Source organism: Rathayibacter sp. AY1G1 (genome assembly GCF_002932095.1).
GTDB lineage: Bacteria > Actinomycetota > Actinomycetes > Actinomycetales > Microbacteriaceae > Rathayibacter.
Map to the genome: position 1 here is coordinate 34622 of NZ_PSUZ01000001.1, position 16227 is coordinate 50848.

The window sequence follows — 16227 nt, forward strand, 5'->3', positions numbered from 1 at the left end:
ATCAGCCGTTCTCCTTCTGGATCTGGGTCCACTTCTCCTCGACGTCCGAGATCGAGCCGACGTTGAAGAACGCCTGCTCGGCCACGTGGTCGAACTCGCCCTTGGTGATCGCGTCGAACGACTCGATCGTGTCCTTCAGCGGGACGGTCGATCCCTCGACACCGGTGAACTTCTTCGCCATGTAGGTGTTCTGCGAGAGGAACTGCTGGATCCGGCGCGCACGCGACACCGTGATCTTGTCCTCCTCCGACAGCTCGTCGACACCGAGGATCGCGATGATCTCCTGCAGCTCCTTGTTCTTCTGCAGGATCTGCTTCACGTTCGTCGCCACGCGGTAGTGGTCGGCGCCCAGGTAGCGGGGGTCGAGGATTCGCGAGGTGGACGTGAGCGGGTCGACGGCCGGGTAGAGGCCCTTCGACGCGATCTCACGGGAGAGCTCGGTGGTCGCGTCGAGGTGGGCGAAGGTGGTCGCCGGCGCCGGGTCGGTGTAGTCGTCGGCGGGGACGTAGATCGCCTGCAGCGAGGTGATCGAGTGTCCGCGCGTCGAGGTGATGCGCTCCTGGAGCACACCCATCTCGTCGGCGAGGTTCGGCTGGTAGCCCACCGCGGAGGGCATGCGGCCCAGCAGGGTCGACACCTCCGAGCCGGCCTGCGTGAAGCGGAAGATGTTGTCGATGAAGAGCAGCACGTCCTGCTTCTGCACATCGCGGAAGTACTCCGCCATGGTCAGGGCCGACAGGGCGACGCGCAGACGCGTTCCCGGCGGCTCGTCCATCTGGCCGAAGACGAGAGCGGTCTTGTCGAAGACGCCCGCCTCCTCCATCTCGGCGATGAGGTCGTTGCCCTCACGGGTGCGCTCGCCGACGCCGGCGAACACGGACACTCCACCGTGGTCCTGCGCGACGCGCTGGATCATCTCCTGGATGAGGACGGTCTTGCCGACGCCCGCGCCGCCGAACAGGCCGATCTTGCCGCCCTGCACGTACGGAGTGAGCAGGTCGATGACCTTGATGCCGGTCTCGAACAGCTCGGTCTTGGACTCGAGCTGGTCGAACTGCGGGGGCTTGCGGTGGATCGGCCAGCGCTCGGTGATCTCGAACGACTCTCCGTTGATCTTCCCGTCGGCGTCGGCGTTGAGCACCTCGCCGATCACGTTGAAGACCTTGCCCTTGGTCACGTCGCCGACCGGGACCGAGATCGGCAGGCCGGTGTCGTGGACCTCCTGGCCGCGGACGAGTCCGTCGGTGGGGTTCAGGGAGATGGCCCGGACGAGGTCGTCGCCCAGGTGCTGCGCGACCTCGAAGGTCAGCTTGCTCGAGACGCCCTCGACCTCGACGTGCGTGTAGAGCGCGTTGTAGACCTCGGGGATCGCGTCGTGGGGGAACTCGATGTCAACGACGGGGCCGGTGACGCGGGCGATGCGGCCGATGGCCCCGCCCGACGTCCCGGTCGCCGCCTCAGGTGCGGTCAGTGTCATTGCTACTTCCTTCTGTGGTCTCACCGCTCCCGGAGGGCGGAGTCGAAACTGTGTGGAGCGGAGCCCTCTTACTTGGAGGAGGACAGGGCGTCGGCGCCGCCGACGATCTCGGCGATCTGCTGCGTGATCTCGGTCTGGCGGGCGTTGTTGGCGAGACGCGTGTAGGTCTTGATCAGCGTGTCCGCGTTGTCGCTCGCCGACTTCATGGCCTTCTGGCGTGCCGCGTGCTCCGAGGCCGCCGACTGCAGCATCGCGTTGAAGATGCGGCTCTCGACGTACACGGGCAGGAGGCGGTCGAGGACCGTCTCGGGGTCGGGCTCGAACTCGTAGAGCGGGTACAGCTCGCTGTTCTGCTCCTCGGCGCCCTCGACCACCTCGAGCGGCAGCAGCCGGACGACGGTCGGCTGCTGGGTGACCATGCTGACGAAGCGGTTGTAGACGAGGTGGATCTCGTCCACGCCGCCCTCCTCGTCATCGAGGTTGTACGACTCGACGACCGCGTCCGCGATCTCCTTCGCCGTCTCGAACACGGGCTGGTCGGTGCCGCCCGTCCAGACGCGGACGCTGGCCCGCTTCCGGAACGAGAAGTACGCGTTCGCCTTGCGGCCGACCAGGTAGAAGACGACCTCCTTGCCCTCGCTGCGCAGCAGCGCGGCCAGCTCCTCGGCCTCCTTGAGCACGCTCGAGGAGAACGCGCCGGCGAGGCCGCGGTCGGAGGTGAAGATCACGATCGCGGCCGTGTCCAGCTTCTCGCGCTCGGTCGTGAGCGGGTGCTCCACGTTCGAGTAGGTCGCGACAGCGGACACGGCGCGCGTGATCGCGTTCGAGTAAGGCGCCGCGGCAGCGACGCGGTTCTGCGCCTTCTGGATGCGCGAGGCCGAGATCAGCTCCATGGCCCGAGTGATCTTCTTGGTCGTCTGGGCCGAGCGGATCTTCGACCGGTAGACCCGGAGTTGCGCTCCCATGTGTCTCCTGTTGTCCTAAAAGTGGCGAATCGTCGGGGTGCCGCTGGTCAGCGACGGCCCTTGACGATCTTCTCCTGGCCGACCTCGTCGGCCGCGATGGCCTGGTGCTCCTCGCGCCCGACCGAGGCGAGCGGCTTGCCCTCACCGGTCTGGAACTCCAGCTTGAAGCCGTCGACGGCACGGTTGAGCTCGGCGACGGTGTCGTCGGAGAGCACGTTGGTGTCGCGGAGGGTGTTCAGCACCTGGGTGTTGCGGCCCAGGTAGTCCAGGAGCTCGCGCTCGAAGCGCAGCACGTCGGGGACCGGGACCTCGTCGAGCTTGCCGTTCGTTCCGGCCCAGATCGAGACGACCTGCTCCTCGACGGGGTACGGCGAGTACTGCGGCTGCTTGAGCAGCTCGGTGAGGCGGGCGCCGCGGGCGAGCTGACGGCGCGAGGCGGCGTCGAGGTCGGAGGCGAACATCGCGAAGGCCTCGAGCGAGCGGTACTGCGCCAGCTCGAGCTTCAGCGTGCCGGAGACCTTCTTGATCGACTTGACCTGCGCGTCGCCGCCGACCCGCGAGACCGAGATGCCCACGTCGACCGCGGGCCGCTGGTTGGCGTTGAAGAGGTCGGACTGGAGGAAGATCTGGCCGTCGGTGATCGAGATCACGTTGGTCGGGATGTAGGCCGAGACGTCGTTCGCCTTGGTCTCGATGATCGGGAGACCGGTCATCGAGCCGGCGCCGAGCTCGTCGGACAGCTTCGCGCAGCGCTCCAGCAGACGGGAGTGCAGGTAGAAGACGTCACCCGGGTACGCCTCGCGTCCCGGCGGGCGGCGCAGGAGGAGCGACACGGCGCGGTAGGCCTCGGCCTGCTTCGACAGGTCGTCGAAGATGATCAGGACGTGCTTGCCGCCGTACATCCAGTGCTGGCCGATGGCCGAGCCGGTGTAGGGGGCGAGGTACTTGAAGCCGGCGGGGTCGGAGGCGGGGGACGCGACGATGGTCGTGTACTCCATCGCTCCGGCGTCCTCGAGCGCGCCCTTCACCGAGGCGATGGTCGAGCCCTTCTGGCCGATGGCGACGTAGATGCAGCGGACCTGCTTGTTCGTGTCGCCCGACTCCCAGTTGGCCTTCTGGTTGATGATCGTGTCGATCGCGATGGCCGTCTTGCCGGTCTGGCGGTCGCCGATGATGAGCTGGCGCTGGCCGCGGCCGACCGGGATCATCGCGTCGATGGCCTTGATGCCGGTCTGCAGCGGCTCGTGGACCGACTTGCGTGACATGACGCCGGGAGCCTGGAGCTCGAGGGCGCGGCGGCCCTCGGAGGCGATCTCGCCGAGTCCGTCGATCGGGTTGCCGAGCGGGTCGACGACGCGGCCGAGGTAGCCGTCGCCGACGGGGACCGAGAGGACCTCGCCGGTGCGGGTGACCTCCATGCCCTCCTCGATGCCGGAGAACTCGCCGAGGACGACGACGCCGATCTCGTTCTCGTCGAGGTTCTGGGCCAGGCCCAGGACACCGTTGGAGAAGCGGATGAGCTCGTTGGCCATGACGCCGGGGAGGCCCTCGACGTGGGCGATGCCGTCGGCGGCGTCGATGACGTAGCCGACCTCGGTGGTGGAGGCCTTGCCCGGCTCGTACGACGAGACGAAGTCCTTCAGCGCGTCGCGGATCTCATCCGGGCTGATGGTGATATCTGCCATGGGAATTCCTATTCGTTGGGTCCGTGCGAGCCGAAGAGGTCGTCGGGGCCTGACCTGGATGGTGCGGGGGTCGAGGGCAGTGCCCTCTGAGGATACGTGCGCCCGTCAGGACGCGAGCTGGAGCTTCAGGTCGGACAGCCGTGCGGAGACGGTTCCGTCGATGACCTCGTCGCCGACGTGCAGGCGCATCCCGCCCAGGAGGGAGGGATCGACCACGACGTTGACGGAAACCGGTCGGCTGTACTGGCGCGTGAGCGCCGAGCGGAGCCGGTCGAGCTGCTCGGGGGCGATCGGTGCGGCGACCGAGACCGTGGCGAGGATGAACCCGCCCTGGTCGGCGACCACGCCTGCTGCGAAGCGGACGAGCTCCGGGATGCGGCGACCGCGCGGGTGCGCGATCAGCTGCCGGAGGATCGCCAGCGTCTCGGCCGCGGCCTTGCCCTCGAGGAGGCGCTGCACGAGCGCGACCTTCGAGTCGGCGGCGGCGAGCTTGCTGCCGAGCGCGAGCTCGAGCTGGGCGTCGGAGGCGACGACCTCGCCGAAGGAGTGGAGCTCCTTCTCGAGGTTGACGCCCTCCGGAGCGGAGGACGCGATCGCGCGGACCCCGACCTCCTCGACCCCGGCGACCATGTCGCTCGGGCTCGACCAGCGGTGGCCGACGATCACAGTGAGCAGGCGCTTGGCCGGCTCGCCAAAGGGACCGAACACGCGGGCGACGAGAGCCTGCTTGCTGCTCGAGTCGGCGCTCGGGTCGGCGAGGGCCGCGCGCAGCTGCGCCTGGCCGTCGATGACCCGTGCGGCCTCGAAGAGCTGCTGGGCCGTGTCGAGGGACGCCTGACCGGCGAGGGCGGAGAGCTCCGCCTTCGCCGATGCGAGTGCCTGCCTGGACGCGCTACCCATCAGTTGTTCGCCTTCTCCGAGGCCTCGAGGTCGGCGAGGAAGCGGTCCACGATCGCGGACGCCTTCGCTTCGTCGTTGAGGCTCTCGCCGATCACGCCGGAGGCGAGGTCGATGGCGAGGGTTCCGACTTCGGAGCGGAGCGAGACCACGGCGGCCTGACGGTCCGCCTCGATCTGGGCGTGCGCGTTGTGGAGGATGCGCTCGGCCTCGACCTGCGCCTGCTCCTTCTTCGCCGCCACGATCGCGTTGCCGTCGGCGTTCGCCTTCTCACGGATCACTCCGGCCTCGGCGCGGGCCTCGGCCAGCTGAGCGGTGTACTTCTCGAGGGCGGCCTCGGCCTGTCGCTGGGCCTCGTCGGCCTTCGCGATGTTCCCCTCGATCGCGGCGGAGCGCGCGTCGAGCATCTTCTGCAGGCGCGGCAGGACCAGCCTCCAGAAGAAGAACAGCAGGATGAGGAAGATCACCCCCGACCAGAAGAAGTCGTAGAACTCCGGGATCAGAATGACCGCGGGGACGTCACCTTCTTCCGCAGCGATGTTCACAGCGGTGCTGAACACGACTACGCCGCGAAGATGAAGTAGGTGGCGAGGCCGATGAGCGCGAGCACCTCGGTGAACGCGATGCCGAGGAACATCGTGGTCTGGAGGCGGCCGGCCATCTCGGGCTGGCGCGCCATGGCCTCGACGGTCTTGCCCGCGACGATGCCGACACCGATGCCGGGGCCGATCGCTGCGAGGCCGTAACCGACCGTCGCGATGTTGCCGGTGAGTTCGGCGAGAACGGTGACTGAGTCCACGAGTGGGTCCTTTCAGTGGGGTGATCGTGAGAACGGGCGGGAGCCCGTGAGTAGTGGGGTCAGTGCTCCTCGGCGACGGCCAACTGGATGTAGACCGCAGCGAGGAGGGTGAAGATGTAGGCCTGCAGCACGGCGACGAGGAGCTCGAAGAGCGTGAACGCACCGCCGAAGGCGAAGGTCACGACGCCGAAGAGCTTGAAGCCCGGGTCGATCTGGGAGCTGAAGAGGAAGAACTGCGTGGCCGAGAAGCACAGCACCAGCAGGAGGTGGCCGACGATCATGTTCATCACGAGCCGCAGTGCGAGCGAAAGCGGACGGATGATGAACGTCTGCAGCAGCTCGATCGGCGTGAGGATGAAGTAGATCAGGAACGGCGCTCCGGGCGGGAACAGGGCGTTCTTGAAGAAGCCCATCCCCCGGTCCTTGATGCCCGCGTAGATGAACGTCACGTAGGCGACCAGGCCGAGGAAGAGCGGCATGCCCACCACGGAGGTCCCCGCGATGTTCAGGAACGGGACGATGCCGGTCAGGTTCATCGAGATGATCGCGAAGAAGATCGTCACGAGGATCGGGAGGAACCGGCGCGCGTCCTTCTCGCCGAGGATGTCCTTGGCGATGGTGACGCGGACGAAGTCGAACGCGAGCTCGACGACGTTCTGGAAGCGGCCGGGGACGAGGCGCAGCTTGCGCGTCCCGAGCCAGAAGAACAGCATCAGTGCGATGACCGCGATGAAGCGGACCAGCATGACGCGGTTGATCTCGAAAGGGGTTCCCTCGAAGAGGAAACCGGGCGGGAAGAACTCGGAGATCGACGGGGTGTGGAAGTCACTCTCACCGGTCGAGGACGAGACCAACAGGGTCACAGCGTTAGCAAACAGCGCTAGCTCCTGGAATTCGGGGCGTGGCACGTTGCAGCCGACCGAATCGAATCATTCGGACGCAACGCTCTCGCGACGACGAAAGGTGGGGTTTTCCGCTCGGACGGCGATCGTGCTCGACGACCGCCATCAACGATGAGACGATCTGAGGACACGTTCGCCTGCGGGATTCGTCCCTACTGTAGCAACAGAACGGCCTGAGAGCCGAATCGTGGTCCTCTCAGGAACCGTTCGGCTCGTCCTCATCGAGCGATGTCGCTGACGTTCGGCATGCGCGAGCGCGAGACGACGAGGACGTCGATCACCAGGGACCCCAGGACGGCGACGATGATCGTGACGAACATCGCGGTGCTGTTCAGCCACGGCTGATCGCGCAGGACCAGGGCGGCGATCACGAACAGCACGAACTTGGCGAGCCACGTGCCGAGGACGACGGCGAAGAACCCGCCGATGTCGAGGCGGTTGGCGACGAGGATGCTCGCGGCGGTGAGGAGCACCATCACGCCGCCGACGATCGCGCCGAGGAGGGCTCCGATCGCGCCCTCTCCCCCGGCGGCGATCCCGCCGACGACGGTGCCGAGAACGGCCAGGGCGAGCACGAAGAGGCCGCCCACGACCAGCGCGCGGCGCAGGACGGGGACGGACGCGGGCTGCGGACGGGGGGTGGCCGGGGAGGCTCCGGTCATGATGCTTCCTTCCGCGCCGTGGTCGGCGCTGTCGTGTCCCGGTCGATCGGGAGTCCGGCCGGCGGACGGAGCAGCTCCGTCGAGGACGCGCGGTCGAGGGGGTCGAGGACGGGTGAGGCCTCCGCGGACTGCGCCGCCGCCTCGAGCCGCTTGCGGCGGCTGAGCGGGGCGAGCGTGACGACGGTGCAGACCAGCAGACCGACTCCGAGGAAGACGAGCGGGACCCACAGCACGTCGACCACGAACATCAGCAGGCAGCTGACGGCGACGACGGCGGTCCACGCGTAGAAGATCAGCACGGCGTGCAGGTGGGAGTGCCCCATGTCGAGCAGGCGGTGGTGCAGGTGCTTCCGGTCGGCGCTGAACGGCGACTTTCCCGCGCGCAGGCGCCTGATCACAGCGAGGCCGAAGTCCATCAGCGGCACCACGAGTATCGCGAACGGCAGGATGATCGGGATGAACGCGGGCAGGAGCTCCTTCGCCGCGAGCTGGGCCGGGTCGATCTGGCCGGTGACCGCGATCGCGGAGGTGGCCATCAGCATCCCGATCAGCAGTGCGCCGCTGTCGCCCATGAACATCCGCGCCGGACGCCAGTTGATGGGGAGGAATCCGGCGCAGGCGCCGACGAGCAGGACCGCGATGAGCGAGGCCAGGTTGAAGTAGTCGGTGGGCGAGGTCTGCTGCACCAGCAGGTAGCTGTAGAGGAAGAAGACACCGTTGGCGATCAGGGCGACGCCCGCCACGAGGCCGTCGAGGCCGTCGATGAAGTTGAGAGCGTTGGTGACCAGGACGATCGCGAGCACGGTGATGATCAGCGACATCCACGGCGAGCCGACGGTCAGGCCGCCGATCGGCAGGGAGACGATCTGCACGCCCTTCCAGGCGATCAGGCCGGCGGCGATCAGCTGACCGGCCAGCTTCGTGGTCCAGTCCAGGTCCCAGATGTCGTCGGCGACGCCGATGAGGACGATGAGCAGGCTCGCGCCGAGGATCGCGAGGATCGGCTCGGGATTGGCGAACACCAGCCGGAAGTAGGGCAGCTGGGAGGCGATGCCGAAGCCGACGAGGATCCCGAGGAACATCGCGATGCCGCCCAGGCGGGGGGTCGGCCGCGTGTGCATGTCCCTGACGCGGATCTTCGGGTAGAGCCGGTACTTCAGGCTCAGCTTCCAGATGACCCACGACAGCGCTCCGGTCACGAGCGCGACCGCGAGCGAGACGAGGGCGAAGGTGATCACCGGTTACTCACCCGGAGCGGAGTCGGTGCGGGCGGCGCCGGTGCCGGTGTTGGGCGTCGGCGCGTTCGTGCTCGACGAGCCCGTGTCCGGCGCATCGGCGGAATCGACGGGCGCGGAGTCGCCGGGCGCGGAGTCGTCCTGCAGGCGGGCGCCGGAGGCCCAGTCGGGGCGCGCGGTCGGGGTCCGCTCGAAGGCGTACGGGTCGCTGCCGGTCGCGGTCTCGGCGGGCTCCTGCTGGTCCCCGGCCTGCGCCGCGCCGGCCGTGGAGGGGTCGGGCTCCGACGTCTCGGCACGAGGCGCGTCCGGATCCGGCAGCAGGTCTCCGACGACCTCGCGGATCCGCTCGGCCGACACGACGCCCTGGCGCAGGATGCGCAGGGTGCCGCCCTCGAAGCTCAGCGCTGTCGCGTCGACGATCGTCGAGGACTCGCTGGCGCCCGCGGGGCGGTCGCTGTAGCGCGATCCGGCGGCGCCGGCGTCGAGATAGACGTCGACGGAGTCGCCGAGCTGGTCGAACGCCTCCTGTGCGGTCGTGGCCGAGGGCTGCCCCGTGCGATTGGCGGAGGAGACCGCCAGCGGGCCGGTCTCGGCGAGGAGCTCGATCGTCACCGGGTTGTCCGGCATGCGCAGCGCCACGGTCCCGCGCGTCTCGCCCAGGTCCCAGACCAGTGAGGGCTGGGCGTGCAGGACGATGGTGAGCCCGCCGGGCCAGAACTCGCGCGCGAGGTCGCGCACCGCCTCCGGCACATTCTCGGCGAGGGCGTCGAGGGCGGCCACGTCCCCGATCAGGACGGGCGGCGGCGACTGCCTCGTCCGTCCCTTCGCGTCGAGCAGGCGCTGGACCGCGGCGGCGTCGAACGCGTTGGCCGCGACGCCGTAGACGGTGTCGGTGGGGATCACCACGAGCTCGCCGCGGCCGATGGCCGTCCGCGCGAGACGGGTGCCGGTCAGGAGGTCCGTGTCGACGGAGCAGTCGTAGATGCGTGCCATAACGGGTCGATGATACCGGCGCGGTCCGTGTCCGGACCGGCTGCGGCGCGGCGGTCGCGTCAGCGCCGCCCGAGGCCGGGGCTCGGCGGCCGTCGCAGCGGCGCCCGACCCGCGCCGGCCGAGGCCGCCGGAGCGCTTCCGTGAGGCACTCGGCCCGGCGTGGCGGGCGCCTCCGCCGACAGGACGCCCACGAGCGCCACGGAGACGGCGAGCGTCGCGAGCGAGTGCTGATCGCCGAACCAGGTGGTGTTGTCGGCCATCCCGTGCAGGAACGTCCAGAGGACGGCGACGGCGAGCGCCCCGACGGCGACGGCCTCGTTCCGGGCGACCCGGAGGAGCAGGCGCACGACGGCGACGGTGGCGAGGAGGAGGAACGCGAGGACGGGGAGCGCGATCAGGAGCCCGCCGTTGGTCCACGCGGTGACGAGGAGGTTGTGGGGCGGGCGCGGCTCGCTGTGCTGGGTGAACTGCGACCCGCGCGCCAGCCACAGCTCCTGCCATCCGCCGTACCCCAGCCCCAGCAGCCAGTTGTCGGGGAACGCGCTCGCAGCCAGGCGCAGGAAGTCGCCGCGGGCCCCGAGCGTGAGCACGCCCGCCTCCGCCAGCTGCGGGAAGGACACGGCGACGGCGTACACGGCCGTGATCCCGGAGGGGATGGTGATCATCCAGGCGACCGGACCGAGGCTGCGTCCCTTGAGTCCGCGGATCGCGGCGACCAGCAGGGGCAGGACGATCGCGAGGACGATCGCGGTCTTGGACAGCGTGAAGAGGGCGCCGACCAGCCCGGCGACGGCGACGAGCAGGAGGAGACTCCCCCGCTGCCGTCTCCAGACGGCGAAGGCCAGCGCGCCGGTCGTGGCCATGTACATCGAGGCGATGTTGCCGTTGAGGAAGAACCCTCCCGACTTCTCCTGCAGGACGTTGTTGAAGGACGTCGTGAAGATGTCCCGCACGTAGATGTCGGAGAACAGCACCGCTTCCGGCCACCGGAGGTAGGCGGTCTCCTGCACGGGATCGAGCTGGAAGAGGATCGTGAGCGTCACCTGGAGGAGGAACACGGGCGCCGCCCAGTTGAGGGCGCGGCCGACGACACGCCAGGCGCCGTCGCCGAGCCCGCGGACGGCCAGGTACGGAGTGAGGAAGGAGACGACGGAGACCACGTCGCGCAGCGCGGCCGCGCGTGCTCCGGAGTAGGTGAGCGCGAAGAGGGTGCCGGCGATCACGAGGAGGACCACGACCACGAACCGGTCGATCCGCCCGCCGCGCAGCCGCGCCACGGAGTACGGGAGGAAGAGCAGGCTCCAGGCGACCGGAGCGGTGACGGGGCCCAGGGTGTAGAGCTGCACGACGCTCAGCGCCAGGAGCACCGCGAGGAAGACGAGGACGATCCGCTCGTGCCGCCGCTGAGCGGGATCCGCCGGCGCGCGCGACGGCCGCCCGCGGGTCTCCGGAGCGTCGGTGACGCGGGTCGCGGCGATGACGGAGGGACGAGAGGCGGTCGGGCGGCGGAGGAGGGCGTCGTCGGCGTGGCGGCCCATGTCAGAGCCGTTCCGCGGAGGTGCTGGTGGCGGCCTCCGTCTGGCGGAGCGGAGGAGCGGCGCGCCGATTCCGGGACGACGGGCCGACCTCTCGCGGCGGGCGGGTCGTCCGCGGGCGCCGGTCCGGGGCGGGAGGCGGATCGAGCAGCACGGGAGAGGCGGTGGCGTCGGCGGACGCGGGCGGGAGAGGGGATGCAGGTGGCATGTCGCGCCGACACTAATCGCGCGGCACGAGCCTCGACGGGCTTGGCGCGGAACGTCGATCCGCGTGCGCGCGGCGGCCCCGCGCCTCAGCCACGGGGGTCTGCCAGCAGCTCGTCCGCGCGGCGGGCGATGCCCGGCCAGCCGAAGTCCGCCGCTCGGCGCCGCGACGCCGCAGCGACCTCCGCGCGTCGCCGGGGATCGCGCAGCGAGGCGATGAGGGCGGGGAGCTCCGCGAGGACGGCGTCCGCGACCTCCTCCTCCGTGCCCGGCGGGACGAGGACGGATCCGTCGACCACTCCGTCGGAGGTGCGCAGGATCTCGGGGAGGCCTCCGCGCTCGACCGTCACGACGGGGATCCCCCGCGAGAGCGCCTCCACCACCACCATCCCGAACGGCTCGTCCCAGCGGCAGGGGTAGAGCACGAGCGCCGAGGAGCCGAACAGCTCCAGCAGGTCCTCGTGCCGGAGGAACGGGAGCCGGCGCACGACGCCGGGCAGGGCGGCGACCGCCTCGTCGAGCGCTCGGACGTACGGGGTGGGCGTCGCGTCGTCCCCGAGGCCCGATGCGCCGGCGATGACCAGCCGCAGATCGGCGCCGTGCTCTGTCCGCATCCGCCTCACGATCTCGACGGCCTCGCGGGCTCCCTTCTCGGCCACCAGCCTCCCGGCGAAGACCGCCTCCGCAGTACCGCCGAGCGGCGCCGGCGGGACCTCGGGCGGAGGGACGACCCCGTTGTACAGGACGGCTGTGGCGATCAGGCCGTACCGGTCGACCGCCCGGGCGCGCAGGAACTCGCTGCAGAAGATCCACTCGTCGACCGCGTCGAGGTAGCGCCGGGCGGCGGCGGGATCGGGTGGCAGGTGATCGAGCAGGTCGTTGTGCAGGTGTGCGACGATCCGCCCCCGGTAGCCCAGGCGGCGCAGGCGCACGGCGTAGCGGGGGCGGTTGTGGATCCAGACCGTCGGGACACGGCGCAGCGACGGAGCGAGCACCAGCAGCCAGAAGCGCCCGCCGAAGGACAGCCGGCGCAGCTCGGCGCCCGGGTCGCTGTCGCGCCGATGCGCCAGGAGGAGTGCCGCGCGCCGCTGAACCGCGTAGATCCGCCGGTACAGACGATGGGGCCTGACGTCCACGCCCGGTGACGCCGACGACCACGGCGCGTGCACGGCGATCCGGAGCGAGGACCGGGACACCGTCTCGCGGACCCAGGTCGCCACGGCTCCCCCGCTGCCGTCGAAGCGCTCCTCGGCGGCCAGCACCACGGCGACCTCGACCGGGGCGGCGGAGCCGAGCCGGAGCCGGGCGGGCAGTCGCGACAGGACGAGCGATCGCGCCTCGGCGATGTCGCGCCCCGGCGCCAGGAGGGCGGACGCTCCCAGCACGAGGCCCGCGAGCGCCAGCTCCACCGGGAGCAGCCGCAGGGGCGCGCCCTCGGGGAGCAGGCGGAGCAGGAGCAGCACGATCGCCATCGGTGCGGCGAGCAGCGGCCCCGCGGCGCACGCGCGCAGGAACGCGCCGAGGCGCACTCCGAGCACCACCCGCAGCACGGCGCAGGTGACGGCGAAGCCGAGAGCGCTCGAGAGCAGCAGCCCGCCGATCAAGCCGTCGAGTCCGAACAGCACTCCCCCGCCGACGATCATCGGGACCGTGATCGCGGTCTTCACGATGTTCACGACCAGCCCGAACCGCACCCGGTCCATCGCCATCAGGATGAAGCCGACCGGATTGCCGATCGCCCGCACCGCGCCCACCACCGTCAGTGCGCTCGTCATGCCCGCGATCCAGCCCCAGCCGGGTCCGTAGAACAGCCGCACGATCTCCTCGGAGCGCAGCGCCACCAGCATCAGCGGCGGGATGCTCGCCATGCTGAGCGCCGCGGTGACGCGGAGGTGGTTCCGCGCGACGCGCTCACGGTCGTGCTGGATCGAGGAGAACACCGGGAACATCACCCGCGTCACGATCGGGTTGACCCTCGCGGGGAGGTTCACGGCGAGGTTGTATCCCAGGGTGTACCCGCCCAGCTGGGCCGGTCCGAGCAGGCGGCCGATCGCGAGCGAGCCGGCGTTCGAGCCCAGGTAGTTGACGATGCCGTCGAGGGTCTGGAAGACGCCGAAGGAGAGGAAGCGGGCGGTCTCGCGGATCCGGAACCGGAACCGCAGCCGGAACCAGCGGCGGGCCTGCACGAGGGCGAGCACGGAGCGCAGAGCCGCGGTCGCGACGAGCCCCCACGCGTAGGAAAGCGCCCCTGCTCCAGAGACCGCGAGGCAGACCGTCACGGCGAAGCCGCCGACGAGAGCGATCGTCTCGGACACGGCGACCGCTCGGAACCGGATCCCCTTCTCGAGCACCGCTCTCGGCACCTGCCCGGCTGCGCTGCCCACGAACACGAGCGAGGCGACGGTGAGGACCGGCGCCGCGGCGGCGGACCCGAGCAGGGAGGCGATCGGTGCGGCGCCCAGGAGGACGGCGACGGTGACCAGGAGCCCGACGGAGAGGTTGAGCCAGAAGACCGACGAGAGCTCGAAGCTGGTCGCCCGCCGGCGCTGGATGATCGCCTGGGCGACCCCCATTCCGAGGAAGATGTCGACGAACGCGTTGAGCAGGGCGACGATCGCGATGATCCCCATCTCGGAGGGGTCCAGCAGTCTCGCCAGGAGCGCGAACTGCCCGAGCTGCACGACGAGCGCGACGGCGAACGAGACCGCCGTCCAGGCGGTCGCGTCGACGGTGCTCCGGCGCAGGCTCACCTCTCCCGCCCGGCGGAGGCCGGACGGAGGTCCGGTCGCGGATCGTCGGCGCGGTGCTCGGCGCGGCTCATCCGCGATCTCCGTCCGTCGTCGTCGGCATCGATCGGCCGGCCGCCCGGTCGTAGAGGTCCTCGAGGTCGCGGATCCGCTCGGCGAGGTCGAACGAGGCGAGCACGCGCTCCCGCCCCTCCGCGCCCATCCGCTCCGCGCGGTCCGGGTCCCGGAGCAGGGCGGCGAGCGCCCCGGTCAGGCTGGGCACGTCCCCCTCCGGGACGAGCAGCCCGGTGACGCCGTCCTGGACCGCCTCCGGGACGCCGCCGTGGCGGTACGAGACGACAGGGACGCCTGCGAGCGCGGCCTCGAGGAAGACCATGCCGAAGCCCTCGGAGTCGCCTGTCGCCGCGGTCCGCGACGGTGCGCAGAAGACCGCGGCGCCGGCGAGGATGCGGGCGACCTCGGCGGGGGGCAGGGAGCCGGTGAAGGTCACCTGCAGGCCCAGCCGCGCCGCCTGCTCGACGAGCGCCCCCCGCAGGTGGCCGTCGCCGACGACGGTCAGGGGGACGTCGCGGATCGGTCCGGGGAGGGCGGCGACCGCCTCGAGCAGATCCGGGACGCCCTTCTTGTCGGTGAGGCGTCCGACGAAGACGATTCCCGCGCGCTCCGCAGCCGGTGCGGCCTCGGGGCGGGAGGTCGGGACGCCGATGTAGCCCACTCCGGTGCGCCGCGGGTCCGCCCCCAGGCGCAGGAGCCCGTCGGTGATGAAGCGGGACACGCCGATCACCGCGTGCGCGGTACGGAAGACGGTGCGGGCCTCGAGGGCGCGGTGAGCTCGGGCGAGGGGTCGGAGCAGGCGCGGAGCTCCGGTCGCGAGCGGCCAGCTGGTCACGTCGTAGCCGTGCCCCGTCACGACGAGCGGGAGGCGCCTCCTCCGTGCGTACCGGGCGATGGAGACGGCGTCGATGAGGAAGTGCGCATGGATGAGGGCGGGCCGGTGCTCATCGACGATCGCGTCGAGCCGTCGTGACACTCCGAGCCACCGCAGGAGGAGGGACCGCCGCCCGCGAGGGGTGATCGGATCGTGCAGGACGATGTCCGTGCGGTCGTGGAGGACGCCCGAGCCGGTGCGCTCGAGGCCCACTCCGAGGGCGCGCCAGCGCTCGAGTCCGTGCATCTGATTGCGGACGAACGTCTCGGAGTCCTGCAGCCACGCGCGCTTCCAGACCAGGACCAGCGGCCTCTCGCCGGCGACGCCGCCCGCGTGCTCAGCGGACGGCACGGCGCACCCGGTAGCGGAGGGCCGCGACCACGCTCGGCAGCACCCGCACGGCGTCGCCCAGATAGCGCCGCCAGAGCCTGCCGGGCTCCCGGCTGAGCCGGTGCGCCCACTCGAGGCCGAGGCGCTGCACCACGAGCGGCGCCCGCGGGATCTCGCCGGCGAGGAAGTCCACGGCGGCGCCGACGCCGAGGCACACCGCTCCCATGCCGCCGACGGCGAGCAGGCGCTCGCGAACCTCCTCCTGCTTGGGGGAGCCGAGGCAGAGCGCGACGATGCGGACGTCGGCCGTGCGCAGGGTCGAGGAGAGGCGGGCGAGGTAGGCGTCGTCCGCGAGCTCGGCCGGCTCCGGCGAGACGACGACCGGAATCTGGAGCCCGGCGAAGCGCTGCTGCAGCTCGGCGGCTGCGCGATCGCCGACTCCGGGGCGTCCGCCGATGAGAGCGATCGGCGCGCCCTCGAGCGCCGCGCGACGGCAGACCTCGGTGAAGAGGTCGATGCCTGTCACGCGGCTCGCCGTGCGGTGACCGTACGAGCGGGCCAGCCAGACCAGAGGCGCCCCGTCGAGCACCACGAGGGACGCCCGGCCGTAGTACCGCCGGAACTCGCCGGAGTGCTTCCAGCGCACGAAGTGGTCGGTGTTCGGCGTGACGACCAGCTCGTCGCGGCCGCTCCGGGACAGCTCGAGCACGGCCTCCGCCGCCTCGTCGAGCGTGGTGATACTGGCCGGCATCCGCTCGATGCGGCCGGTGATGTAGGAGGTCATGCCGGTGCTCCTCGGGGGTCGGTGCGGGAGGGAGGGAACGGAGCTGGTGTGCGGAAGGGGCCGGTCGCGGCCGCCTGCACGGGG

The 16227-nt window shown here is 70.6% G+C and carries 13 protein-coding genes and 1 pseudogene; all 14 read right to left on the bottom strand.

Going from position 1 to position 16227, the window contains the following annotated elements; genetic code table 11:
• Position 1 precedes the first annotated feature (1 nt).
• Complete coding sequence (gene atpD / locus C5C36_RS00170) at positions 2–1477, bottom strand: F0F1 ATP synthase subunit beta (RefSeq protein WP_104223025.1); 1476 nt, start codon at positions 1475–1477, stop codon at positions 2–4.
• Between the two features lie 68 nt (positions 1478–1545).
• A complete protein-coding gene (locus tag C5C36_RS00175; protein ID WP_104223024.1) occupies positions 1546–2442 on the bottom strand; it encodes a F0F1 ATP synthase subunit gamma in 897 nt (298 codons plus the stop codon).
• Between the two features lie 47 nt (positions 2443–2489).
• Positions 2490–4127: a F0F1 ATP synthase subunit alpha gene (gene atpA / locus C5C36_RS00180; RefSeq protein ID WP_104223023.1), complete on the bottom strand. Its 1638-nt coding sequence runs from the start codon at positions 4125–4127 to the stop codon at positions 2490–2492.
• A 105-nt stretch (positions 4128–4232) separates the two neighbouring features.
• Entirely contained in the window at positions 4233–5027 is a 795-nt protein-coding gene (locus C5C36_RS00185) for a F0F1 ATP synthase subunit delta (RefSeq protein ID WP_104232703.1), read from the bottom strand.
• Positions 5027–5584 carry a F0F1 ATP synthase subunit B gene (locus tag C5C36_RS00190; RefSeq protein WP_258072151.1) on the bottom strand — a complete coding sequence of 186 codons (558 nt, stop codon included), beginning with the start codon at positions 5582–5584 and terminating at the stop codon, positions 5027–5029. The genes C5C36_RS00185 and C5C36_RS00190 overlap by 1 nt, the downstream gene beginning before the upstream one ends.
• Before the next feature lie 2 nt (positions 5585–5586).
• On the bottom strand, positions 5587–5823 hold the full coding sequence (locus tag C5C36_RS00195) for an ATP synthase F0 subunit C (protein ID WP_055794702.1): 237 nt from the start codon (positions 5821–5823) through the stop codon (positions 5587–5589).
• A 59-nt stretch (positions 5824–5882) separates the two neighbouring features.
• Complete coding sequence (atpB, locus tag C5C36_RS00200; RefSeq protein ID WP_068254016.1) at positions 5883–6686, bottom strand: F0F1 ATP synthase subunit A; 804 nt, start codon at positions 6684–6686, stop codon at positions 5883–5885.
• Between the two features lie 257 nt (positions 6687–6943).
• On the bottom strand, positions 6944–7387 hold the full coding sequence (locus C5C36_RS00205) for a hypothetical protein (protein ID WP_104223021.1): 444 nt from the start codon (positions 7385–7387) through the stop codon (positions 6944–6946).
• On the bottom strand, positions 7384–8625 hold the full coding sequence (locus C5C36_RS00210; RefSeq protein ID WP_181065442.1) for an MraY family glycosyltransferase: 1242 nt from the start codon (positions 8623–8625) through the stop codon (positions 7384–7386). The genes C5C36_RS00205 and C5C36_RS00210 overlap by 4 nt, the downstream gene beginning before the upstream one ends.
• Positions 8626–8925: 300 nt before the next feature.
• Positions 8926–9615, bottom strand: a pseudogene (locus C5C36_RS00215) (L-threonylcarbamoyladenylate synthase); the annotation flags it as partial.
• Positions 9616–9674: 59 nt separating this feature from the next.
• Positions 9675–11153: an O-antigen ligase gene (locus C5C36_RS00220; protein ID WP_104272661.1), complete on the bottom strand. Its 1479-nt coding sequence runs from the start codon at positions 11151–11153 to the stop codon at positions 9675–9677.
• Positions 11154–11443: 290 nt separating this feature from the next.
• Complete coding sequence (locus C5C36_RS00225; protein ID WP_104309054.1) at positions 11444–14104, bottom strand: MOP flippase family protein; 2661 nt, start codon at positions 14102–14104, stop codon at positions 11444–11446.
• A gap of 67 nt (positions 14105–14171) precedes the next feature.
• Complete coding sequence (locus tag C5C36_RS00230) at positions 14172–15380, bottom strand: glycosyltransferase (protein WP_104309055.1); 1209 nt, start codon at positions 15378–15380, stop codon at positions 14172–14174.
• Positions 15367–16143: a WecB/TagA/CpsF family glycosyltransferase gene (locus C5C36_RS00235; protein WP_104262492.1), complete on the bottom strand. Its 777-nt coding sequence runs from the start codon at positions 16141–16143 to the stop codon at positions 15367–15369. Before C5C36_RS00235 ends, C5C36_RS00230 begins: the two co-directional genes overlap by 14 nt.
• Between the last annotated feature and the right edge of the window lie 84 nt (positions 16144–16227).